Consider the following 22,937-nt stretch of genomic DNA (forward strand, 5'->3'; position numbering starts at 1 on the left):
GTCTTAACAAGTTGAAACAGAAAGTCTCGCTGAAACGCTGAAAGCCCCGTATTACGGGGCTTTCGCGTTTTTTAGATAAGGGTTTGATAGCGAAAGCAGGCGGGATTCAAGGTCAGTAGCCGTGCGCGATTGCGGTTCACGGTGCATTCAGGCGGTGCACGCCGGCCCCAAAAGCATCGCGGGCAAGCCCGCTCCCACAGGTTCAAAGGTGTTCACAAAATTGTGACGACACCGAAGTCCTCTGTGGGAGCGGGCTTGCCCGCGATTGGATGTAACCGTCAGCGAAGATCTGGGGGGTGATTAACCCTCTTCTCCCTCATCATCATCCGCGCCATCGACCTTCATCCCCAGTTCCTTGATCTTGCGCGTCAGGGTATTGCGTCCCCAGCCCAGCAGGACGGCGGCGTCGCGGCGGCGGCCGGCGGTGTGTTTGAGGGCGGTTTCGATCATGATTCTCTCGAATGCCGGCACGGCGCTGTCGAGCAGACTCGATTGACCGCGAGCCAATGCCTGGTCAGCCCACTGGCGCAGCGCTTGCTCCCAGTTGGTCACAGGCGCCGAATCCTGCGGCAGGTTCAACAGCTCTGGCGGCAGGTCGCTGATGTGCACTTCGCGACCCGATGCCATCACCGTGATCCAGCGGCAGGTGTTTTCCAACTGGCGAACGTTGCCGCCCCACGGCAGGTTCTTCAGGTATTCCTCGGTTTCGCTTTTGAGCAGCTTCGGCTCCACCGCCAGCTCCTGCGCGGCGCGGCTGAGGAAGTGCTTGGCGAGGGTCGGGATGTCTTCGCGACGGTCCGACAGCCTTGGAATGTGAATGCGGATCACGTTGAGACGGTGGAACAAGTCCTCACGGAATTTCCCGGCGTGCACCAGGGTTTCCAGATTCTGGTGGGTTGCGGCGATGATTCGCACATCGACCTTCACCGGTACATGACCCCCGACGCGGTAGAACTCGCCATCGGCCAGTACGCGCAGCAAACGGGTCTGAGTGTCGGCCGGCATGTCGCCGATTTCATCAAGGAACAGGGTGCCGCCGTCCGCCTGCTCAAAGCGACCGCGACGCAGGTTCGCCGCACCGGTGAACGCGCCTTTTTCATGGCCGAACAACTCGGACTCCATCAGATCCTTGGGGATCGCCGCCATGTTCAGGGCAATAAAAGGCGACGCCGCGCGTGGGCTGTGGCGGTGCAGGGCGTGGGCCACCAGCTCTTTACCGGTACCGGACTCGCCGTTGATCAGCACGGTGATGTTGGAGTGGCTCAAGCGTCCGATGGCACGAAACACTTCCTGCATTGCCGGAGCTTCACCGATGATTTCCGGGGTGCGGGTCAGGGCGACCGGGACTTCCAGGCCTTGCTGTTCCTGGGCGTGCTGGTTGGCACGTTTGACCAGAGAGACCGCTTCGTCAACGTCGAACGGCTTTGGCAGGTATTCAAACGCGCCGCCCTGATAGGACGCGACAGCGCTGTCCAGATCGGAGTGCGCAGTCATGATGATCACCGGCAACCGTGGGTGTTGCTCGCGAATCCGTGCCAGAAGGTCCAGACCGCTGGCGCCCGGCATGCGGATGTCGGAAATGATCACGTCCGGCTGCTGGCGCGCCAGGCGGCTCATCACGCCATCGGCGCTGTCGAAGCTTTGCGTGGTCATGCCTTCTTGCTGCAAGGCTTTTTCCAGGACCCAACGGATAGAACGGTCGTCATCGACGATCCACACGGTTTCACTACGGCTCATGTCGATGTGGCTCCTTGTTCCAGTGGCAGAAAGATCGAGAAGGTGGTGTGGCCTGGGTGGCTGTCACACTCGATCAAGCCCTGGTGCTGGCTGATGATGTTCTGGGTAATGGCCAGGCCCAGCCCGGTACCGTCCGGGCGGCCGCTGACCATGGGGAAGAAGATGGTTTCCTGCAGGTCCGCGGGAATGCCGGGACCGTTGTCGATGATTTCGATCTTGGTCACCAGGCGATGGCGTACGTGGCCGATGGTGAACTGGCGCATGGCGCGGGTGCGCAAACTGATGCGCCCCAGGCGCAGCTCGTTCTGGCTGCTGATGGCTTGCATCGCGTTGCGCACGATGTTCAGGACCGCCTGGATCATTTGTTCGCGATCGATCAATACGTCGGGAATGCTTGGGTCGTAGTCGCGCACCAGCGTGATGCAGCCCTGGCTTTCGGCTTCCACCAGATGAGAGACGCGCTCCAGCACTTCGTGGATGTTGCACATGGCCAGCGACGGCAGTTTGTTGGAGCCGAGCATGCGGTCTACGAGATTGCGCAGACGGTCGGCCTCTTCAATGATCACGTTGGTGTAGTCGCGCAGGCTTTCTTCGGGCAGCTCACGGGCGAGCAATTGCGCCGCACCGCGAATGCCGCCCAGTGGATTCTTGATTTCGTGGGCGAGGCCGCGCACCAGCATCTTGCTGGTTTCCTGTTTGGACAGCTGCGCCTCTTCCTTGGTGATCCGCAGCAAGCGGTCACGGGGATGGACTTCAAGCAGCAGCATGGTGTCGCCGTTGGCCAGGATTGGCGTCACCGCATAGTCGACGGTCAGTGTCTGGCCGGTGAGGGCGGTGAGCATCGCTTCGCGCTTGGTGAAGGGGTGCGCATGCTCCACCGCCTGGCGCAATGAATTCAGTGCTTCGGTGGATTCGGTGAACAACTCACTGATGAACTGCCCATGGCTACGCTGGCCGCTGATGGCCAGGAGCATCTCCGCCGCCGGGTTCATGTACTCGAGGCGCAAGTCGGCGTCGAGCAGGATGGTGGCGGTGGTCAGGTTGTCGAGTAGCAGTCGATGCAGTGCGTCGCTAATGGTCATCAGGACCTCTTTTGGAGCAGGGCATGCGCATGAATAACGCGCCGATACGAGGAAAATGCAAAAACCAAACCAAGGCTCCGAAAAGAAGCGTTTAAGGCCTGAAACGGGCGTTTGACGCTCGTTTGCGTGGCGTTCTGCCAGCTTTTGCGGGTAGTTTCGAACCAAAATGGGATGCGATGTGAGTACGGTGCAATCTATTGCACCAATATAGTGCGCAAACCTGAACGAGGTTAGAAGAAACGCCAGAAGGGACTTTTTTCTTCTTCAGGCTTGTCCTTGAGCGGACATTCCGGCCGTTGGCCGTAGTCGGCGAGGACGCAGGGTTTGACTTGGCGTTTTTGCGCCAGGGAGATACGCAGCATGTGGAAGGGCTGGTTGGCGGTGCGTTCGACAGTGCGACCTTGCTCGTCGAGGATTTCCACTGAGAGATTGTGGCTGCCACGGTCGATGTTATTCAGCGCGAAAACCGGGCTCGGCCCCGGTTCGGCGGTGGGTTGACCATCGAGCAGCAAACGGTAGCGATGCCCGCGTTGCAGGCCGGGTTCGCTGGTGACGCTGACGATCAGCTCGCCAGCGTTGTTGCGAACCGTGGCGTCGGGCTCTGGCACCAGTATTCTGAGCATGTCGTAGTGGAACAGCGGCTTTGTTTCAGTCTTCTTGTCAGCGATCACCGGTGCTGCACCGCCGCCAGGTTTAGCGGACATACGGTTGCCTGTCGCCAGCGGCACGCGTTTGGCGCTGCCGGAGCCTGGCTGGTCGGTGTAGACACGATTGCCTTGGGCGTCGACGTAGGTGAAAACCTCGGCCGCCGCCGGCAGGGCGCACAAGCAGGCGACCAGAAGCCATAACCTCACGGCTTGTGCACCCGTTGCACGGTGAAGGTCACGCCGGGACTTTGCTGCACGATGTTTTCTCCGTCGATGACCTGCACTGCGAGACTGTGCGTGCCGCGATCAATATTGACCAGTTGCAGGATCGGCACGTTGCTCGATTGGCCGTAGGGCTGATCATCAAGCAGCAACCTCAGCAGATGCGGCGCTTGAAGCCGCGGTTTGATCATGACGCTGACGGTGAAAGTGCCGTTATTGGCGCGCAACGCTTCGGTGGTGGGCAAGTTGGTCAGCTCCAGCACCTCGTAAGCGCTATGGGGCTGTTCGCGGCTCAAGGCTTCGCTGGGCGGCGCAGAAGGGCGCTGAGGCTCGACGCTGTTAAGCGGTGGCAGCTCGACCGCCTGCGCTGCGACGCCATCAGGCGGCTGATTGCTATAGGCGGTGTTGCCGTCGGCATCGGTGTATTTGTAAATCTGGGCCATCACGGGAAAAGCCAAAGACAGCAGCATAAACATAAAAAATGGCCGCATTCAGACTCCCTGTGGACAGCGAGGATTACTCCGATAATGGAATACCCTGGCTGCCAGCATAGAACACAATAAGTTCGACCGGCTCGTCACCGGTTTTCCCACGATGAGTAATGTTGACCATTTCGGCCAATGCTTCGCCTCGCTTGTAACGTCGAGTCTGGCCGCTGTCCCTGCTTTCAATGGTCAGCTCTCCGGCAAGAATGTACGCCGCATTAGAGATGGGGTGAGTGTGCCATTGAAGTTCGGTGTTAGCCGGTATCTTGAGTTTGAGCAGGGACAGTTCTGGCGCGGTACTGGGGTAGTGCGCGTAACGCGTGCCGTCCCAGGAAGTGCTGCTTTGAAGCAACAGGCTGCGTTCTATGCCTGTCGGTGCGGAGGGCGTGGTGCATGCCAGCAGAGCCAGGGGCACGAGAGCGAGAAGTAATGCCTTGAGCGAATAGATATTCATTGTCCCATCCTTTGAGTGAAAGCAGCCCCAAGGCTACGAGCAACTCAAAGAGGTTTATGCCGGACGATGCTGTGAATGCCCGAGGAGATGGGGAAAGTCGTTGTCGGAAATGGCTCCAAAAAAAAAAGGCCTCCCGAAGGAGGCCTCTCTTTTTTACGCCGCGTGACGCGGCGCTACCGGATTAGCAGCTGTAGTACAGCTCATATTCCAGTGGGTGTACGAAGGTACGAACCTTGATTTCTTCTTCGCTTTTCAGGGCGATGTAAGCGTCGATGAAGTCGTCGCTGAAAACGCCGCCTTTGGTCAGGAACGCACGACCTTTGTCCAGCTCTTCCAGGGCTTCTTTCAGGCTGCCGCAAACTTGTGGGATCTCTTTCGCCTCTTCAGGCGGCAGGTCGTACAGGTTTTTGTCAGCAGCATCGCCTGGGTGGATCTTGTTCTGGATGCCGTCCAGGCCAGCCATCAACAGTGCAGCAAAGCCCAGGTACGGGTTAGCTGCTGGATCCGGGAAGCGGGCTTCGATACGGCGAGCGCGAGGGCTGGACACGTAAGGAATGCGGATCGAAGCGGAACGGTTGCGAGCCGAGTAGGCCAGCATTACTGGAGCTTCGAAACCTGGGACCAGACGCTTGTACGAGTTGGTCGACGGGTTGGTGAAGCCGTTCAGGGCCTTACCGTGCTTGATGATGCCGCCGATGAAGTACAGGGCGGTGTCGGACAGGCCGGCATAACCTTCGCCAGCGAAGGTGTTCTTGCCATCTTTGGCGATGGACAGGTGGACGTGCATACCCGAACCGTTGTCGCCGTACAGCGGCTTAGGCATGAAGGTCGCGGTGCGGCCGTATGCATCAGCAACGTTGTGTACGCAGTATTTCAGGGTCTGAACTTCGTCAGCCTTGGCAACCAGGGTGTTGAACTTCACACCGATTTCGTTCTGGCCGGCAGTGGCCACTTCGTGGTGGTGAACTTCGATGACCAGGCCCATTTCTTCCATGGCGTTGCACATGGAGGTACGGATTTCGTGGTCGTGGTCGAACGGCGGAACCGGGAAGTAGCCGCCTTTGACGCCTGGACGGTGGCCTTTGTTGCCGCCTTCCACGTCCTGGTCGGACATCCACGAACCTTGTTCGGAGTAGATTTTGAACATGGAGCCGGAGATATCAGACTTGAACTTCACTTCGTCGAAGATGAAGAATTCTGGCTCTGGGCCAACAAATACGGTGTCGCCGATACCGGTCGACTTCAGGTATTCCTCGGCACGCTTGGCGATCGCACGTGGGTCACGGTCGTAGCCTTGCATGGTCGAAGGCTCGATCACGTCGCAAACCAGGATCAGGGTTGGCTCTTCGGTGAACGGGTCGAGGACAGCGGTGCTGTCGTCCGGCATCAGGATCATGTCGGAAGCTTCGATGCCTTTCCAGCCAGCGATGGAGGAACCGTCGAACATTTTGCCTTCTTCGAAGAAAGCTTCATCCAGCGCGTCGCGAGCCGGCATGGTCACGTGGTGCTGAGTGCCTTTGGTGTCCGTGAAGCGCAGATCAATCCACTTGACGTCATGATCTTTGATGAGTTGAACCGACTTCGACATAGTGTCCTCCGGGTGGCTTCGGGCTTAGTAGTGGATGCCCTTAGAATGTGGGTGATGCCGGCGCGAATACTCTGCCAAGGCAACCTGCCTCACAAGGGAGCAAATTGCATGCCAGTGCCCCACCATGGGTTTTTTGCCCCAATTTCACGCTTATAAAGGTACAAAGCGGCGCAAAGCCGAAAATTGCGCCCTGTAATGTAGCGCTTAATTCGCTAAATGACCCGTTTTGGTGCGCGCAAAACCTTCTGCACATTAACTGGTTAAACCTTGAGCAATTTCCGCTATAATCCGCGCCCCCCTTTTTCGGCTGGGCCTGCGCGCGCTGTTTTCATGAAATTAATCGTAAAAGTCTTTCCCGAGATCACCATCAAGAGCCGCCCGGTACGGATGCGTTTCATCCGCCAGTTGGCCAAAAATATCCGTACCGTGCTCCGTGACCTGGACCCGGCTGTGGTGGTGAACGGTGTGTGGGACAATCTCGAGCTGGAAACCCGCGTCAGCGAGCCCAAGGCCCTGAAGGAGATGACCGAGCGCCTGAGCTGCATGCCCGGCATTGCGCATTTCCTGCAGGTCGATGAATACCCGCTGGGCGACTTCGACGACATCGTCGCCAAGTGCAAGCAGCACTTCGGTGATGCGCTGGCCGGGAAGATTTTTTCGGTGCGCTGCAAGCGCGCCGGCAAGCATGAATTCAGCTCGATGGATGTCGAGAAATACGTCGGCAGTCAACTGCGTCGTCAGTGCGGTGCCGCCGGAATCTCGCTGAAAGAGCCGCAAATCGAAGTTCGCATCGAAATTCGCGACAAACGGTTGTTCGTGATCCACAGCCAGCACAACAGCATCGGCGGTTATCCGCTGGGAGCCCTGGAACAGACGCTTGTACTGATGTCCGGCGGCTTCGATTCCACCGTTGCCGCGTACCAGATCATGCGCCGCGGGCTGATGAGCCATTTCTGCTTCTTTAATCTGGGCGGACGTGCCCATGAACTGGGCGTCATGGAAGTCGCGCACTTCATCTGGAAGAAGTACGGCAGCTCCCAACGCGTGTTATTTGTGAGTGTGCCGTTCGAGGAAGTACTGGGAGAAATTCTCGGTAAAGTCGATAACAGTCATATGGGCGTAGTTTTGAAGCGTATGATGTTGCGCGCTGCTTCCCGTATTGCTGATCGGCTGGAGATCGAAGCGCTGGTCACCGGCGAAGCGATTTCCCAGGTGTCGAGCCAGACATTGCCGAACCTGTCCGTGATCGACTGCGTGACCGACAAGCTGGTCTTGCGTCCGCTGATCGCTAGTCACAAGCAGGACATCATTGATCTGGCCAACGAAATCGGTACCGCCGACTTCGCCAAGCACATGCCGGAATATTGCGGGGTCATTTCGGTGAACCCGAAAACCCACGCCAAGCGACCGCGCGTGGAGTACGAAGAACAACAGTTCGACATGGCAGTCCTTGAGCGTGCGCTCGAGAATGCCAAGCTGGTGCCGATCGATCGCGTGATCGACGAATTGGGCCAGGACTTGCAGATCGAAGAAGTCAGCGAAGCGCTGGCGGGGCAAATCATCATCGATATCCGTCATCCGGATGCCGCTGAAGACGACCCGCTGGAGCTTGCTGGCATTGAGGTACAAACGATGCCGTTTTATGCATTGAACGCTCGTTTCAAGGAACTGGACCCTACTCGCCAGTACCTGCTGTATTGCGACAAAGGCGTGATGAGTCGCCTGCATGCCCACCATTTGCTCAGTGAGGGGCATGCCAATGTGCGCGTTTATCGACCGAGCTAAGAGCCCGGGGCTGTATGCCTGTGGCCTGCGTCACCGGCCCCCCGACTCTGCCGTCAAGCTGTAACGGCAAGGCCTGACTCTACTGTAAATCGCTGCCAAGACTTGTCAGCACACCGAATCCTCTGATCGAGATACACAAGTGATCGAAAATCTACGCAACATCGCCATCATTGCTCACGTTGACCATGGTAAAACCACCCTGGTAGACAAACTCTTGCGTCAATCCGGCACCCTGGAGCGCAACGAGCTCAACGACGAGCGCGTGATGGACTCCAACGACCAGGAGAAAGAACGCGGTATTACCATTCTGGCGAAAAACACCGCCATCAACTGGAACGGCCACCACATCAACATCGTGGACACCCCGGGCCACGCCGACTTCGGCGGCGAAGTTGAACGCGTAATGTCGATGGTTGACTCCGTTCTGCTGCTGGTTGACGCTCAAGACGGCCCTATGCCGCAAACCCGTTTCGTGACCAAGAAGGCTTTCGAAGCCGGCCTGCGTCCAATCGTGGTCATCAACAAGGTTGACCGTCCAGGCGCGCGTCCGGACTGGGTTCTGGATCAGATCTTCGACCTGTTCGACAACCTCGGTGCTACCGAAGAACAGCTGGACTTCAAAGTCGTCTACGCCTCGGCCCTGAACGGCATTGCCGGTCTGGAACACACCGACATGGCTGAAGACATGACCCCGCTGTACCAGGCGATCATTGACCACGTGCCGGCTCCAAAAGTCGACCGTGACGGTCCGTTCCAGATGCAAATCTCGGCACTGGACTACAACAGCTTCCTGGGTGTTATCGGTGTTGGCCGTATCGCCCGTGGTCGCGTCAAGCCGAACACTCAAGTTGTGGCTATCGACGCCGACGGCAAGCGCCGTAACGGTCGTATCCTGAAGCTGATGGGTCACCACGGTCTGCACCGTATCGACGTTGACGAAGCAGCTGCCGGCGACATCGTCTGCATCAGCGGCTTCGACCAGCTGTTCATCTCCGACACTCTGTGCGACCCACTGAACGTCGAAGCGATGAAGCCGCTGACCGTTGACGAACCAACTGTTTCCATGACCTTCCAGGTTAACGACTCGCCGTTCTGCGGTCGTGAAGGCAAGTTCGTCACCAGCCGTAACATCAAGGAACGTCTGGACAAGGAACTGCTCTACAACGTTGCTCTGCGCGTTGAAGAAGGCGACTCCGCCGACAAGTTCAAAGTATCCGGCCGTGGTGAGCTGCACCTCTCGGTACTGATCGAAACCATGCGTCGCGAAGGCTTCGAAATGGGTGTTGGTCGTCCTGAAGTGATCATCCGCATGGTTGACGGCGTCAAGCACGAACCGTACGAAAACGTGACCATCGACCTGCCGGAAGAATCGCAAGGTTCGATCATGGAACAGATCGGTATCCGTAAAGGCGACCTGACCAACATGGTTCCGGATGGCAAGGGCCGTGTGCGCCTTGAGTACAACATCCCGGCTCGTGGCTTGATCGGTTTCCGTAACGAGTTCCTGACCCTGACCTCCGGTGCAGGCATCCTGACCTCGATCTTCGACCGTTACGATGTGATGAAGTCCGGCGACATGTCCGGCCGTCAGAACGGCGTGCTGGTTTCGGTTGCTACCGGTAAGGCTCTGACTTACTCGCTGGAAACCCTGCAAGCTCGCGGCAAACTGTTCCTGGGTCACGGTGAAGACGTGTACGAAGGTCAAATCGTCGGCATCAACAGCCGCGACAACGACCTGGGCGTTAACCCAACCAAAGGCAAGAAGCTCGACAACATGCGTGCTTCGGGTAAAGACGAAACCATCGCTCTGGTTCCGCCTATCCGCTTCACCCTGGAGCAGGCTCTGGAATTCGTTCAAGAAGACGAATTGTGCGAAGTCACTCCTAAGTCCATCCGTCTTCGCAAGAAGATCCTGGGCGAAAGCGAGCGTACCCGCGCTGCGAAAAAAGCTGGTAACTAAGTCATTTAGTTAGCTGCAAAAAAAACGCCCCCGACCGCAAGGTCGGGGGCGTTTTTGTTTGTCTGGGGTTTGTGCGGTGTTTGTGCTGGCCTCATCGCGAGCAAGCTCGCTCCCACAGGGATTTATGGTGTTCACTCGATAGTGCAAACACTGAAGATCCAATGTGGGAGCGAGCTTGCTCGCGATGAGGCCCTATCGGGCAACGAGATTGCGGATCAGAATTTATCGAGCGGCCTGCGGCTCTCGCTGCTCTCACGCGCCACTTCTTTAGGCTTGTAAGCGCAGTAACCCGGACGCGGGCCGATCTTCGGGTGATTGCGGCAAGTGTCCGGGCGCTTTTCATAAATAGTGCACAGACGGCTCTTACGATCCAGGTACAGGCAATCGTTGTTGCTCATGCGCTGGAGCGTGAAGATTTCGGATTTCTGGTTATAGCGCTCGACGATCCCTTCCTTCTGCAGGCGCTTGGCGATGTTCTTCGCCGGTTCGCCGCGCTCGAACTCGTCGACGATACCGATACGGATCAGATCCTTGATCTTGACCTCGACCGGCAGCGTGCAGCAACTGGACACACAGGAGCCGCACATTGGCGCAGAATATTTGGCCCAGGTGTCGAGGCGATCGATCTCGGCGGCAGCGATCAGGTTGGACTTCATCATCGGTTGTTACCAGCGTGTGCATCAGGGCGCGCGATCATACCGGGACTGGTGGATTTTTGAACAACCTTTCGCCAGTTTTTTTCGACAACCGCCCGATGGCACCGTTAATCCGGCACGGGCCCTGCATTGATTAAGGCACATGACAATGTAATGTCGACCTATCTCGCACTATCAGGAAAAACTGCCGAACCAGAGCCCCCGCGGCCGGTCAGACCGTCTAGGCTCAACAACTTCACGCTCGCTCGAGGTCCTATCGATGACTCAAGAACCACTTGTTCGCGAAGCAGAGGTGGCCGCATTCCGCGATGCCGTCTTGACGAAACTCACCTACGCGGTGGGCAAAGACCCGGATCACGCGTTTGACCACGACTGGTTCGAAGCGATTGCATTGGCAGCGCGCGATCACATGGTCGAGCACTGGATGGATCACACCCGGCAGATCTACCGCAAAGGTCAGAAACGGGTTTACTACCTCTCCCTGGAATTTCTCATTGGCCGGTTGCTCTACGACAGCCTGAGCAACCTCGGCCTGCTGGACGTCGCCCGCGAAGCCCTGACCGAACTGGGCGTCGACCTTGAACGCATTCGCCTGCTGGAACCCGACGCGGCCCTTGGCAATGGTGGCCTCGGTCGCCTGGCGGCGTGCTTTATGGAAAGCATGTCGACCCTGGGTATCGCCGGCCATGGCTATGGCATTCGTTATGAACACGGTTTGTTCCGTCAGGCCATCGTCGATGGCTGGCAGCAGGAGCAAACCGAGCACTGGCTGGATTTCGGCAACCCTTGGGAGTTCGAACGGCCAGAGGTCGTTTACCCGATCGGTTTTGGCGGCAGTGTCGAAACCGTCACCGACGAAGCAGGCAAGACCAAGCAGGTCTGGACCCCGGTGGAAACCGTTCGCGCCATTGCCTACGACACGCCGGTGGTTGGCTGGCGCGGAGCGAGCGTCAATACGTTGCGCCTGTGGCGTGCCCGGGCGGTGGAAGATTTGCACCTGGAGCGCTTCAACGCCGGTGACCACTTGGGCGCGGTAGCTGAAGTTGCCCGGGCGGAAAGTATTTCGCGCGTCCTCTACCCGGCCGACAGTACCGAAGCCGGCCAGGAACTGCGTCTGCGCCAGGAATACTTCTTCGTCGCCGCGTCCTTGCAGGACTTGCTGCGCCGCCACCGGAACATGCACACCTCCGTGCTGACACTGGGCGATCACGCCGCAATCCAGCTCAACGACACTCACCCCTCGATTGCCGTGGCCGAGCTGATGCGCCAACTCGTTGACGTCTACGACGTCGCGTGGGATGCGGCATGGCAAGTCACCGTCGACACGCTCTCGTACACCAACCACACGTTGCTGCCCGAAGCGCTGGAAACCTGGCCGGTCGGTTTGATGGAGCGCATGCTGCCACGGCACATGCAGATCATCTACCTGATCAACGCCCAGCACATCGACTCGCTGCGCGCCAAAGGCATTCACGACTTTGACGTGCTGCGCGCGGTGTCGCTGATCGAAGAAGACAACGGCCGCCGCGTGCGCATGGGGAACCTCGCGTTCCTGGGTTCTCACAGCGTCAACGGCGTGTCCGCGCTGCACACGCAGTTGATGCGCAAAACCGTGTTCTCGGAACTGCACAAGCTCTACCCGGAGCGGATCAACAACAAGACCAACGGCATCACCTTCCGCCGCTGGCTCTACCAGGCCAACCCTGAACTGACGTCGATGCTGGTCGACGCCCTTGGCCCGGAACTGTTGGACGACCCGGAACAAGGCTTGGCGGGCCTGGAGCCTTTCGCCGAAAAAACCGCGTTCCGCAAGGCGTTCGCCGAACAGCGTTTGCACAGCAAAAAAGCCTTGGCTTACCTGATTCATGAACGGCTGGGTATTGCGGTCAACCCGGCGGCGATGTTCGACGTGCAGGTCAAACGGATTCACGAATACAAACGCCAGTTGCTCAACTTGATGCACACCGTGGCGTTGTATCAGGCGATTCGCGCCGAGCCGGAAATCGACTGGGTGCCGCGGGTGAAGATCTTCGCCGGCAAGGCAGCGGCCAGTTATCACCAGGCCAAGCTGATCATCAAACTGACCAATGACATTGCGCGTGTGGTGAACAACGACCCGACTGTGCGTGGTTTGCTCAAAGTGGTGTTCCTGCCCAACTACAACGTCAGCCTGGCGGAGAGCATCATCCCGGCGGCGGATTTGTCGGAGCAGATTTCCACCGCTGGTTTCGAAGCCTCGGGCACCAGCAACATGAAGTTCGGCCTCAACGGCGCGCTGACCATCGGCACCCTCGACGGCGCCAACGTGGAAATGTGCGAGCGCATCGGTGCCGAGCACATGTTCATCTTCGGCCTCAGCGCCCAGCAGGTTGAGGCGCGCAAGCAGAACCACGAGTTCAACGCGACGCCGGACATTGCCGCGTCCCACCGTCTGAACGATGTGCTGCAAGCGATTCGTGGCGGGGTGTTCTCGCCGGATGATCCGGCCCGTTACACAGGGTTGATCGATTCGCTGATCGACTACGACCGCTTCCTGGTCTGCGCCGATTTCGATTCCTATTGGGAAGCGCAGATGCGCGTGGAAGCCCATTGGCACGACTCCCAGGCTTGGTGGCGCTCGGCAGTCTTGAGCACTTCGCGGATGGGTTGGTTCTCTTCCGACCGGACCATTCGCGAGTACGCCACGGAGATTTGGAAAGCTCTGGAGTAACTTTTAGCAATAATTGCGAGTAAGGCCCGACGGTTGTTGGGCCTGATCGATATACTAAGCACCAGTTTCAGTGAGCGCTGCGCGCTCAATCGCGGGCAAGCCACGCTCCCACAGGATGTTTATGGGTCGCAAGATCGCATATGACCTGTGGGAGCGTGGCTTGCCCGCGATGGCGTCAGCGTAGGCGCTACAAGGCAATGGGCCGCTTAGGGATATCGACCATGCAATGGATTTTCATGCTGATTGGGCTGGTGCTGGGCTGGATACTTGACGAGTCGTTCAGCGATGCGCTGTTGGGCGCGTTGCTCGGGTTGGGTATTGGCCAGGCCATCCGTATCGCTCGCTTGGGCTCACAAACCGCCGAGCAGCGCGTTCTTCTGGAGCAGGCACAGGTTGCGCTCAATGCCGTGCAGCAACGCCTGGCATTGCTCGAAGTGTCTGGCGTCAAGGCGCCTGAGGCCAGCGATTCGGCGGTCAGCGAACCGGCCCCGACAGCTGAATTTACACTCGACGAAATCCCCGTCGAGACCCCGGAGCTGATCTGGGACCTCCCACCCGAACTCCAGCCGATCACTGCCGCAGCCACTGAAACCAGTCGCCCGCTGCCAGTCGATGTCTGGAAGCCCGAACCGGTCGCACGCGAGCCGCAACAACCCGCCATCCCCCGTGGCCCCAATTTCATTGACCGAGCCATCAGCGGCGCCCGTAACTGGCTGTTCGGCGGCAACACCGTGCTGCGCGTCGGCGTGGTTCTGTTGTTTCTCGGCCTGGCCTTCCTGTTGCGTTATGCCACTGAAGGCATGGTGGTGCCGATCGAACTGCGTTACGCCGGGGTGGCAGCGGCTGCGCTGGGCTTGCTCGGGTTGGGCTGGTGGCTGCGCCATCGCAATAATAATTACGCACTGATGCTGCAAGGCACCGGGATTGCCGTGTTGTACCTGACGGTGTTCGCCGCCATGCGTTTGCATCCGCTGCTCGATCCCACGGCAGCCCTGGGCCTGTTGGTGGCGGTGACCGTGTTCTCCGCGATTCTGGCAATCACCCAGGATTCCCTGGCGCTGGCGTGCGTCGCCGCACTGGGCGGTTTCGCTGCGCCGATCCTGACGTCGACCGGCGCCGGCAACCATGTTGCGCTGTTCAGCTATTTCGCCTTACTCAATGCCGGCATCCTCGCCATTGCCTGGTTCAAGGCCTGGCGTGTGCTCAACCTGATTGGCTTTGTCGGCACCTTCGGCATCGGCTTCGCCTGGGGGCTGCGCTCCTACACGCCGGAATTGCTATGGAGCACCGAGCCGTTCCTGATTCTGTTCTTCCTGATGTACCTGGCCATCGGCCTGCTGTTCACCCGGCGCAAACTGCTGGAAATGAGCGATGCGCCCGAAGACGACAGCCGCGAGGCGCTGCTGCGCTGGTCGGCGCGCAAGGGTGATTACGTCGACGGAACGATGTTGTTCGGCCCGCCGCTGGTGGGCTTCGGTTTGCAGTTCGCACTGGTTCAGCATCTGGAATTTGCCGCGGCGTTCAGCGCATTGGCGTTAGGCATGATCTACATGGGGCTCGCTCGTCTGCTGATGGGCGGACGGGCGTTGCTGCTGGCGGAAACCTGTCTGGCGCTGGGCGTGATCTTCGCCAGCCTGGCGATTCCACTGGGGCTCGACGCTCGCTGGACTTCAGCCGCTTGGGCTGTAGAAGGGGCGGGGATTTTCTGGCTTGGCCTGCGTCAGCATCGACCGCTGGCCCGTGCATTTGCCTTACTGCTGCAACTCGGTTCGGCGCTGGCGTTTCTCAGTGAACTGCGCACGGGCGAAAGCAGCCTGCTCGACGGCGCTCCGCTGGGTGCGTTGATGCTCGGGGCGGCCTTGCTGTTCAGCTTCTACCAATTGCGCAAAGCCTTGCCCGAGCAAACGTCGGACTGGGAGCGCAAAGGATTGCCGGTCCTGGCGTGTCTTGGTCTGACGTTCCTCTATTTGCTGGCGCCGTTGTTCTTTTTCACCCAAGGCACTGCAATCAGTTGGGCGCTGGCGGGCTTGGCGACCTTGTTTGTCGGCCTGCGTCTGCAATCGCGCACGCTCCTGTTCACCGCATTCGCCGTGCAGTTGCTCGGCGGTGCGTTGTTCCTGCTGCGATTGCAGGGCGCTGGCGGTGAGTCCGGCGCCGTGTTCAGCGCGGGCTGGAGCGGCTTGCTCAGCGCGTCCCTGATCGGCCTGGCACTGATCGCCGGCATGTTGCTCGCCGCGCGTGACGACATGGTGCGCAACGACGTTCGACTGTTGCGTGGCCTGTCGGTGGTGCTGCTTGCCGGTCTGGTGCTGATCAATCTGGCCGTGCTGTTCGTGCTGCCTTGGCAAACCGCGAGTGCGGTGTGGGCGGCGAGCGGTTTGTTCATCATTTGGCTCAGTCTGTACCTCAAGCAGCGGGTGAGTTTTGTCTTCGGCTTGCTGTTGCAGGTTATCGGCGGCGGCGCGTTTCTGCTGGCCGGGCCGGAACTGCTCGGCCCGCTGGCCAGCGAAGGTCTGAGGCCGCTGGCGCACAGCGGTTTCTGGACGCCATTGGTGTTGGGCCTGGCCGCGTTGGTCGGGGCTTGGCGCTTGCAACTTGGCAATCACGGCTCGGCGTTCGATGCGCTGAGTTTGCAGCGCTTATCTGAAGTGTTGCTGGTGTGGGGCGCGGGTTGGTGGGCGCTGGCGTGGATCAGCGAAGTGTTGCGCTTTGCGCCGTTGAATCTGCAAGCGACGTTGTTGCTGGCGGTCGCGGCCGTGAGCGTGGCGCTGTGGGCGGCGCTGGCATTGCGCCTGAAATGGCCGTCCCTCGGCCTGCTCTGCACCTTACTGATACCCGCCGCCGCGCTTGTGCTGCTCGCCGCGTGGCATTCACGTTATCACCCGGCCGCCGACTTTGGCTGGCTGGTGTGGACGGCCGTATTCGCCGTGCATTTCGTCTCCCTGCGACGCTTGGCGCCAATGCTGCCGGCGCGCGCTCTGAGCACCGCCCATGTGCTCGGAGCCTGGCTGTTGATCGGCGTGCTGGCGCTGGAGCTGCGTTACGGTTTGCTGCTGTTGTCCGAGCAGTACAACGCCTGGCGCTGGCTGGGCTGGGCGATCCTGCCGAGCCTGTATCTGGTGCTGATGGCTGCGCCGCGCAATTGGCCATGGCCGGTGTCGACCTACGCCCGCGAGTATCGTGTCTACGCTGCGGCACCTCTAGCGTTGCTGATGCTTGGCTGGTTCTGGCTGGCGAACATCGCCAGTGACGGCACCGCCGAGCCGCTGCCCTATGTGCCGCTGATCAACCCGTTGGAGCTGGGCCTGCTGTTTGCCCTGTTCGGTGTGTATGTCTGGTCCCGCAGTGCCGTGGCGCAACTGGCGATTCGCAAGGACTACGCCGAACAGGCCACGCAACTGATCGCCGGTGTTTCGCTGTTTGCCTTCTTCACCGCGCTGGTGATGCGCACCGCCCACCATTGGGGCGGCGTGCCGTTCGAGCTGGATGCCTTGCTCGAATCGATGCTGGTGCAGGCCGGTTTGTCGATCGTCTGGACCCTGATGGCGCTGAGCCTGATGATCGGCGGCCATCTGCGTCATCGCCGCGAAGTCTGGCTGATCGGCGCCGCGCTGATCGGCGTGGTGGTGGCCAAACTGTTCTTTGTCGAACTGAGTAACCGCGGCGGCCTGGCGCGGATCGTGTCGTTTATCGGCGTCGGCGTCTTGCTGCTGGTGGTGGGCTATTTCGCTCCGCTGCCGCCCAAGCGTGCCGAGGCTACACCGGATGCTGAAAAACCGGCCCCGCAAACCGAAGGAGTGTCGTCTTGAGTCATAAGCTGAACCTGGGCTGGTTGGGCGCTGTTGCGCTGGGTGTGGCGCTGTCGGCCAACGCCCAGGACAAACCGGCGGACTTCGCCACGCAAGTGCCGTTGTCGGTGAGTGGCGAAGGGCCGTGGTATCGCCTTGAATTGCCCTTGGCCGTGCAGCTCAATGCGCGGCAAACGGATCTCAGCGATGTTCGCGTGTTCAACGCCGCTGGCGAGGTCCAGGCCTACGCCTTGGCCCGCGAAATAGCGTCAACCCGCGAGAGCCGCACACTGAACGACGTGAAATGGTTCCCGCTGTACAACTCAGCGGACGCCACGGAGCGCGCACCGGGCATACGCGTGCAATCGAACGCGAACGGCACGTTGGTCGAAGTGCAGCCCTCCACTGAGCTGGAGGCGGGCGAGGAAGTGCTGCGCGGCTGGTTGCTCGACGCCAGCGGCATCAAGGCGCCGTTGCAGCAGTTGGTCCTTGACTGGACCAGCGAGCGCGATGGCTTCCAGCGTTTCAGCATCGAAGCCAGCGACGACTTGCAGCATTGGCAGTCGTGGGGCGAAGGGCAGGTGGCGCGCCTGACGTTTGCCGACGAACGGGTTGAGCAACATGAGGTGGGCCTGCCGGGGCAATCGGCGCGGTATCTGCGCTTGCTGTGGAATTCATCGCAATCGGCGCCGACGCTGACGTCGGCGCAACTGGAAAGCGCCAGTATCCGCAGCCTGCCGCTGCCGTTGGTCTGGTCGCAACCGTTGGCCGGCAGCAGCGTGAAGAGCGGTGAATACACCTGGCAATTGCCGATGGGACTGAATGTCGAGCGCGTGCAGGTCGAAGTGAGTCAGCCCAACAGCCTGGCGCCGGTGACGTTGTCCGGGCGGCGCGAGAGCAGCCTGCCGTGGCAGTCCCTGAGTAGCGGATTGCTCTATCGCCTGACCCAGAATGGCCAGGACGTGGTGCAGAACGAATTGCAGCTGTCGGGGCAAACCGTACAGCAACTGAAGCTAGACGTGGACGAACGCGGCGGTGGCTTTGGTGCACAAGCGCCAACGTTGAAGTTTGCCGTGCGCTCGACGCAGGTGGTGTTCCTGGCTCGTGGCGCCGGGCCTTACACGCTGGCGCTGGGCAACGCGACGGTGAAGGCCGCGAACCTGCCGTTGTCGACACTGGTTCCCGATTACAGCGCCGCGAAGTTTGCTGCGTTGGGCAAGGCTTCGGTCGAGGGCGCGGCAGTGGTGAGCAGCACTTCCACGGTGACAGCGGCAACGACGACTGATACCAACTGGAAGAAGTTCGGGCTGTGGGCGGTGTTGTTGCTGGGCGTTTTTTTCCTGGCGGCGATGGCGTTCAGCTTGCTGCGAAAACCGCCTGTCAAACCTTGAAAGCGGGTGCTGCGCACCCGATCGCGAGCAGGCTCGCTCCTACAGGGGAATGCGAACTCCTGTGGGAGCGAGCCTGCTCGCGATAGCGGTATATCTGACGGTAAAATGCCCGTTTCGAACTACGCTCAACCGGGCGCATGAACTCTATTGGGCGGATCACGTCTGATAGGAGGAAATGCGCCTCGACTCGCGTTAAACTGCGCGGGTTTTTTAGCCCCCAATTCCACCGGAGCCTTCCATGTCCCGCGTTACCCTGAGTCGCTATTTGATTGAGCAGACCCGTAGCAACAACACCCCTGCCGATCTGCGTTTCCTGATCGAAGTGGTGGCGCGTGCTTGCAAGGAAATCAGCCACGCCGTGTCCAAAGGCGCCCTGGGCGGTGTTCTGGGCAGCATGGGCACTGAAAACGTCCAAGGCGAAGTGCAGAAGAAGCTTGATGTGATGTCCAACGACATCCTGCTCGAAGCCAACGAATGGGGCGGTCACCTGGCCGGCATGGCGTCCGAAGAAATGGACAATGCCTACCAGATTCCTGGCAAATACCCGAAAGGCGCCTACCTGCTGGTATTCGACCCACTGGACGGTTCGTCGAACATCGACATCAACGCGCCGGTCGGTACGATCTTCTCGGTACTGCGTTGCCCGAATGAATACCTGACCCAGAACGAGCCTTTGAACGAAAAGGCCTTCCTGCAGCCAGGCACTCAGCAGGTTGCCGCCGGTTATGCGATTTACGGTCCACAGACCATGCTGGTGCTGACCCTGGGCAATGGCGTGAAAGGCTTCACCCTCGACCGTGAAATGGGCAGCTTCGTACTGACCCACGAAGACATCACGATCCCGGAATCCACCCAGGAATTCGCGATCAACTCGTCCAACCAGCGTCATTGGGAAGCGCCGGTACAGCGCTACGTCAGCGAATTGCTGGCGGGAGATGAAGGTCCACTGAAAAAGAACTACAACATGCGCTGGGTCGCCGCGATGGTTGCCGACGTGCACCGTATCCTGACCCGTGGCGGTCTGTTCATGTACCCACGCGACAGCCGCGAACCCTCGAAGCCGGGCAAACTGCGCTTGATGTACGAAGCCAACCCGATGTCGTTCCTGGTGGAACAGGCTGGCGGCGCTTCCACCGATGGCCATCAGCGCATCCTCGACATCAAGCCTGATGGCTTGCACCAGCGTGTCGCGGTATTCCTCGGCTCGAAAGAAGAAGTCGCACGCATCACGGCTTACCACAAGGAATAAACCATGACCGCGCCCTGGCAGCCGTTGCTCGACTGGTGGTTCGGAAACTTCGAATCCCCCAGCGAGATAGCGGCAGAAAAGGGCAGGTTATGGTTCGGAAAGCGCGACAGCCAGGACCTCGAAGCGCGCGAGCGTTTCGGGGACTGGGTCGAGCAGGCACTGGCCGGCGGTTTGACTGACTGGGCGCAACGCCCCGAAGGTTGGCTGGCCCTGGTGCTGCTGCTCGATCAGCTCCCGCGCATGATCTATCGCGACACTCCCAAATCGTTCTCTGGTGATCTACGAGCCCAAAAGCTGGTGGCGCAAGGCATTGCTGCGGATTTCGATCGACAGTTGCGGCCGATTCAGCGGGTGTTTATCTACCTGGTGTTTGAGCATTGCGAGAATCTGGCGGTGCAGAACGAGGCTGTTTCGCGGTTTATCGATCTGGTGGCGCAGCAGCCTGAGGCCGACCGGGCACTGTTTACCGATTACCTGAGTTATGCCGAAAAGCATCAGAAAGTGATTGCGCGGTTTGGGCGGTTTCCGCATCGCAATGCGGTGTTGGGGCGGGAGTCGACGGCAGAGGAAATCGAGTTTCTTTCGGGGCCTGGGTCTCGCTTTTAGTTTTCTGCTGTAGCTGATGCCGCCATCGCCAGCAGGCTGGCTCCCACATTTGGTTTGTGTGGTTCACAAATCCCCTGTGGGAGCCAGCCTGCTGGCGATGGGGCCAGTGAAAGCAGCTTATATCCGGAAGCTACCCACCAACTGCTTCAACCGCGCCGCCTGCTGCTCAAGATCCGAGCACGCCCGCAAGGTCGCCTGCAGGTTCTCCACGCCTTCCTGGTTCAGCGTGTTGATCTCGGTGATGTCGACGTTGATCGACTCCACGACAGCGGTCTGCTCTTCGGTCGCGGTGGCCACCGACTGGTTCATCCCGTCGATCTCGCCAATGCGCTGAGTCACGCTGCTCAGGCGCTCGCCCGCCTGATTGGCGATGCCAACGCTGCTTTCACTCTGACGCTGGCTGTCGGTCATGGTGCTGACCGCTTCGCGGGCGCCGACTTGCAGTTCCTCGATCATCTTCTGCACTTGCTGCGCCGAATCCTGAGTGCGGTGGGCGAGGTTGCGCACTTCATCCGCCACCACGGCAAAACCACGGCCGGCTTCACCGGCGCGTGCGGCTTCGATGGCAGCGTTCAGCGCGAGCAGGTTGGTCTGCTGAGAGATGCTGGTGATCACTTCCAGAATCTGCCCGATGTTCACGGTATTGCTGTTGAGCGTTTCGATGTTGCCGCACGAATCGCTGATCTTCGCCGAGAGCTGGTGCATCGCCGCGATGGTTTTATCCACCACTTGTTGGCCATCTTCGGCCAATTCGCGTGCGTCGCTCGAATGCTGGGAGGCGAGGGCGGCGTTCTGGGCGATTTCCTGAGCCGCGGCGCCCAGTTCGTTGATGGCGGCTGCCACGCTGCTGGTGCGCGAAGCTTGTTGATCAGAGTTGAACATCGACGAGTTCGACGCAGCCACCACGCGCAGCGCGACTTCATTGACCTGGCCGGTGGCCGAGGCGACTTCACGGATCGAGGTGTGAATACGCTCCACAAAGCGGTTGAACGACATGCCCAACGCCCCGAATTCATCGTGACCATGGATGGTCAGGCGCTTGGTCAGGTCGCCCTCTCCCTCGGCGATGTCATGCATGGCGCGACCCATGGTCAGCAGCGGCTGCATCAGGAAACTGATGAGCATGCCCAGCAGCGCAATGATGATGACCACGGCAATGACCATGGCGATGATCGCTGAAGTACGGAACTCGCTGAGCATCGAGAATGCAGTGTCTTGATCCAGCACCAGTGCCACGTACCAGTCCGCTGACGGCACGCCGTTGACGTGGGTGAAGGAGATGAATTGCGTCTTGCCGTCGAGTTCGACTTCTTTCATGCCTGGGCTAACGTTCGGAGCGCCGTTCGGATAGGCGTCGGCGAGGCTTTTGAGCACCAGTTTGCTGTCCGGGTGGATCAGGATCTTGCCGTCGGCGCTGACGATAAATGCATGACCGTGACCGCCGAAGTTCAGCGAGTTGATGATCGCGCTGACGCTGGACAGGTCGATGTCCGCGCCGGCAACGCCGATCATCTGGCCCTGATGCTGCACCGGTGTGGCCACGGTGATCACCAGTTTGCCGGAGGAGGCGGCGATGTACGGCTCGGTAACGATGGTCTGTTGCGCGCTGTTGGCGGCCTTGTACCAGCCACGGGCGCGGGGATCGTAATCCGCGGCGCGATTGCCGGCCGGGACCGAGAACATCACGCCATCAGTGCCACCGAAATAGCTGAGCTGGAAGTTGCTGGTGTAGGCCGGCAAGTCGATGGCGCGTTTGAGGTTGGCTTGGGCACTGCCGTCCACGGCGATCTGTTGGGACAGCGATTGCAGTAACTGAATACGGCTTTCGAGCCAGGTCTTGATGTTGCTGGTGGTCAGGCTGCCGAGTTCCTGCATCGAAGACTCGGTGCTGCTGCGCAGGGTCTGGCGCTGGCGGTAGTCGTTGAACAAGATAAAGCAGGCGAACGCAACGGCGACCACGAGGGCGGCTGCCAGCAGGATCTTGTGGCTGAATTTCATGTTTCTGGTCATTGAGTGCACTACCACGGAGGGGCTGGTCAGCGAGGGGGCGTCAATTTGCCACACTAGGGGCTTTGCGCTGCTTCTATGTCGACTGGGCAGCGCCAAAGATTAGGGGTCTTTTTGCGAAAGCCGACGAAATACCCAATAGCCAGAGAAAGTGGCTGATTTTTCAAAAAAACATGCAGACGAGCGGCCCGATAAATAGCCGGGCGCTCGGGGAACCAGATGGGGGTTTTCTCTTCTAAGCTTCTGCTTGGCAGCTATGCCATCCCCCTTCGTTCCAGGAGCTACACCATGTCGCTGCGATCTATCGCCTTGCTTTCGTTCTGCGTGCTGTTGGCCGCTTGCAGCAAGATTAATCAGGAAAACTACTCGAAGCTGTCGGCCGGCATGCCCAAGGCAGAGGTTGAAGCCTTGCTGGGTAAAGCCACTGATTGTTCGGGCGCGCTCGGCATGTCCAGTTGCACCTGGGGTGACAAGAACAGCTTTATCAGCGTGCAGTACGCCGGTGACAAAGTGCTTATGTTTTCTGGCCAAGGCCTGAAGTAAACCGGGGCAATACGCCCACGGGAGAAA

Annotated in this window: 16 protein-coding genes and 1 pseudogene; 8 read left to right on the forward strand and 9 right to left on the reverse strand. The window is 59.6% G+C overall.

The window, feature by feature from the left end; translation table 11 throughout:
* Positions 1-300: 300 nt before the first annotated feature.
* The 6 genes from ntrC to glnA form a co-directional block, all read right to left on the reverse strand.
* The gene (gene ntrC, locus QRN31_RS17940) at positions 301-1,737 is read right to left on the reverse strand and encodes a nitrogen regulation protein NR(I) (protein WP_090176747.1); all 1,437 of its coding nucleotides are present in this window, start codon (positions 1,735-1,737) and stop codon (positions 301-303) included.
* Positions 1,734-2,819, reverse strand: a complete 1,086-nt coding sequence (gene glnL / locus QRN31_RS17945) for a nitrogen regulation protein NR(II) (protein ID WP_285433492.1) — start codon at positions 2,817-2,819, stop codon at positions 1,734-1,736. Before glnL ends, ntrC begins: the two co-directional genes overlap by 4 nt.
* A gap of 230 nt (positions 2,820-3,049) precedes the next feature.
* Positions 3,050-3,673, reverse strand: coding sequence for a DUF4124 domain-containing protein (locus QRN31_RS17950; protein ID WP_285433494.1), 624 nt, complete (start codon positions 3,671-3,673; stop codon positions 3,050-3,052).
* Complete coding sequence (locus QRN31_RS17955; RefSeq protein WP_285433495.1) at positions 3,670-4,179, reverse strand: DUF4124 domain-containing protein; 510 nt, start codon at positions 4,177-4,179, stop codon at positions 3,670-3,672. Before QRN31_RS17955 ends, QRN31_RS17950 begins: the two co-directional genes overlap by 4 nt.
* A gap of 25 nt (positions 4,180-4,204) precedes the next feature.
* Positions 4,205-4,627 carry a cupin domain-containing protein gene (locus tag QRN31_RS17960; protein WP_285433496.1) on the reverse strand — a complete coding sequence of 141 codons (423 nt, stop codon included), beginning with the start codon at positions 4,625-4,627 and terminating at the stop codon, positions 4,205-4,207.
* A gap of 181 nt (positions 4,628-4,808) precedes the next feature.
* Positions 4,809-6,215: a glutamate--ammonia ligase gene (gene glnA / locus QRN31_RS17965; protein ID WP_010464555.1), complete on the reverse strand. Its 1,407-nt coding sequence runs from the start codon at positions 6,213-6,215 to the stop codon at positions 4,809-4,811.
* Positions 6,216-6,545: 330 nt separating this feature from the next.
* Here glnA and thiI point away from each other — a divergent pair, with 330 nt between their 5' ends.
* Both thiI and typA read left to right on the forward strand, forming a co-directional pair.
* Entirely contained in the window at positions 6,546-8,000 is a 1,455-nt protein-coding gene (gene thiI, locus QRN31_RS17970; RefSeq protein WP_285433497.1) for a tRNA uracil 4-sulfurtransferase ThiI, read from the forward strand.
* A 139-nt stretch (positions 8,001-8,139) separates the two neighbouring features.
* Positions 8,140-9,960, forward strand: a complete 1,821-nt coding sequence (gene typA / locus QRN31_RS17975) for a translational GTPase TypA (RefSeq protein WP_208670478.1) — start codon at positions 8,140-8,142, stop codon at positions 9,958-9,960.
* A gap of 215 nt (positions 9,961-10,175) precedes the next feature.
* On the opposite strand, the gene QRN31_RS17980 is transcribed toward typA, so the two are convergent.
* Positions 10,176-10,616: a YkgJ family cysteine cluster protein gene (locus QRN31_RS17980; RefSeq protein WP_285433647.1), complete on the reverse strand. Its 441-nt coding sequence runs from the start codon at positions 10,614-10,616 to the stop codon at positions 10,176-10,178.
* Between the two features lie 259 nt (positions 10,617-10,875).
* Here QRN31_RS17980 and QRN31_RS17985 point away from each other — a divergent pair, with 259 nt between their 5' ends.
* The 5 genes from QRN31_RS17985 (at position 10,876) to QRN31_RS18005 (ending at position 20,360) form a co-directional block, all read left to right on the forward strand.
* Entirely contained in the window at positions 10,876-13,326 is a 2,451-nt protein-coding gene (locus QRN31_RS17985) for a glycogen/starch/alpha-glucan phosphorylase (protein ID WP_285433500.1), read from the forward strand.
* 221 nt (positions 13,327-13,547) lie between these two features.
* A complete protein-coding gene (locus QRN31_RS17990; RefSeq protein WP_285433502.1) occupies positions 13,548-17,135 on the forward strand; it encodes a DUF2339 domain-containing protein in 3,588 nt (1,195 codons plus the stop codon).
* The gene (locus QRN31_RS17995) at positions 17,132-18,505 is read left to right on the forward strand and encodes a DUF3999 domain-containing protein (protein ID WP_285433504.1); all 1,374 of its coding nucleotides are present in this window, start codon (positions 17,132-17,134) and stop codon (positions 18,503-18,505) included. The genes QRN31_RS17990 and QRN31_RS17995 overlap by 4 nt, the downstream gene beginning before the upstream one ends.
* 238 nt (positions 18,506-18,743) lie before the next feature.
* Positions 18,744-19,754 carry a class 1 fructose-bisphosphatase gene (locus QRN31_RS18000; RefSeq protein WP_259155756.1) on the forward strand — a complete coding sequence of 337 codons (1,011 nt, stop codon included), beginning with the start codon at positions 18,744-18,746 and terminating at the stop codon, positions 19,752-19,754.
* A gap of 3 nt (positions 19,755-19,757) precedes the next feature.
* Positions 19,758-20,360, forward strand: a complete 603-nt coding sequence (locus QRN31_RS18005) for a DUF924 family protein (RefSeq protein WP_285433507.1) — start codon at positions 19,758-19,760, stop codon at positions 20,358-20,360.
* Positions 20,361-20,477: 117 nt separating this feature from the next.
* Here the strand turns inward: QRN31_RS18005 and QRN31_RS31605 are convergent, their stop codons facing one another.
* Together QRN31_RS31605 and QRN31_RS31610 are read right to left on the reverse strand one after the other, a co-directional pair.
* Entirely contained in the window at positions 20,478-21,356 is an 879-nt protein-coding gene (locus QRN31_RS31605; RefSeq protein ID WP_502942500.1) for a methyl-accepting chemotaxis protein, read from the reverse strand.
* Positions 21,336-22,370 (reverse strand): annotated as a pseudogene (locus QRN31_RS31610) (HAMP domain-containing protein); the annotation flags it as partial. The gene QRN31_RS31605 and the pseudogene QRN31_RS31610, both read right to left, overlap by 21 nt.
* Before the next feature lie 285 nt (positions 22,371-22,655).
* Here QRN31_RS31610 and QRN31_RS18015 point away from each other — a divergent pair.
* A complete protein-coding gene (locus QRN31_RS18015) occupies positions 22,656-22,910 on the forward strand; it encodes a hypothetical protein (protein ID WP_090176709.1) in 255 nt (84 codons plus the stop codon).
* Positions 22,911-22,937 lie beyond the last annotated feature (27 nt).

This window comes from Pseudomonas sp. fls2-241-R2A-110, assembly GCF_030209165.1.
In the GTDB taxonomy this organism is placed as follows: Bacteria; Pseudomonadota; Gammaproteobacteria; order Pseudomonadales; family Pseudomonadaceae; genus Aquipseudomonas.

Bases quoted from the DNA above. Each gene is read 5' to 3' on its own strand.
- glnL (WP_285433492.1), bottom strand. From the start codon at position 2,819: ATGACCATTAGCGACGCACTGCATCGACTGCTACTCGACAACCTGACC.
- QRN31_RS18015 (WP_090176709.1), top strand. From the start codon at position 22,656: ATGTCGCTGCGATCTATCGCCTTGCTTTCGTTCTGCGTGCTGTTGGCC.
- QRN31_RS17990 (WP_285433502.1), top strand. From the start codon at position 13,548: ATGCAATGGATTTTCATGCTGATTGGGCTGGTGCTGGGCTGGATACTT.
- ntrC (WP_090176747.1), bottom strand. From the start codon at position 1,737: ATGAGCCGTAGTGAAACCGTGTGGATCGTCGATGACGACCGTTCTATC.
- QRN31_RS31605 (WP_502942500.1), bottom strand. From the start codon at position 21,356: ATGTCGTTCAACCGCTTTGTGGAGCGTATTCACACCTCGATCCGTGAA.
- QRN31_RS17960 (WP_285433496.1), bottom strand. From the start codon at position 4,627: ATGAATATCTATTCGCTCAAGGCATTACTTCTCGCTCTCGTGCCCCTG.
- thiI (WP_285433497.1), top strand. From the start codon at position 6,546: ATGAAATTAATCGTAAAAGTCTTTCCCGAGATCACCATCAAGAGCCGC.
- glnA (WP_010464555.1), bottom strand. From the start codon at position 6,215: ATGTCGAAGTCGGTTCAACTCATCAAAGATCATGACGTCAAGTGGATT.
- QRN31_RS18005 (WP_285433507.1), top strand. From the start codon at position 19,758: ATGACCGCGCCCTGGCAGCCGTTGCTCGACTGGTGGTTCGGAAACTTC.
- QRN31_RS17980 (WP_285433647.1), bottom strand. From the start codon at position 10,616: ATGAAGTCCAACCTGATCGCTGCCGCCGAGATCGATCGCCTCGACACC.
- QRN31_RS17955 (WP_285433495.1), bottom strand. From the start codon at position 4,179: ATGCGGCCATTTTTTATGTTTATGCTGCTGTCTTTGGCTTTTCCCGTG.
- QRN31_RS17985 (WP_285433500.1), top strand. From the start codon at position 10,876: ATGACTCAAGAACCACTTGTTCGCGAAGCAGAGGTGGCCGCATTCCGC.
- QRN31_RS18000 (WP_259155756.1), top strand. From the start codon at position 18,744: ATGTCCCGCGTTACCCTGAGTCGCTATTTGATTGAGCAGACCCGTAGC.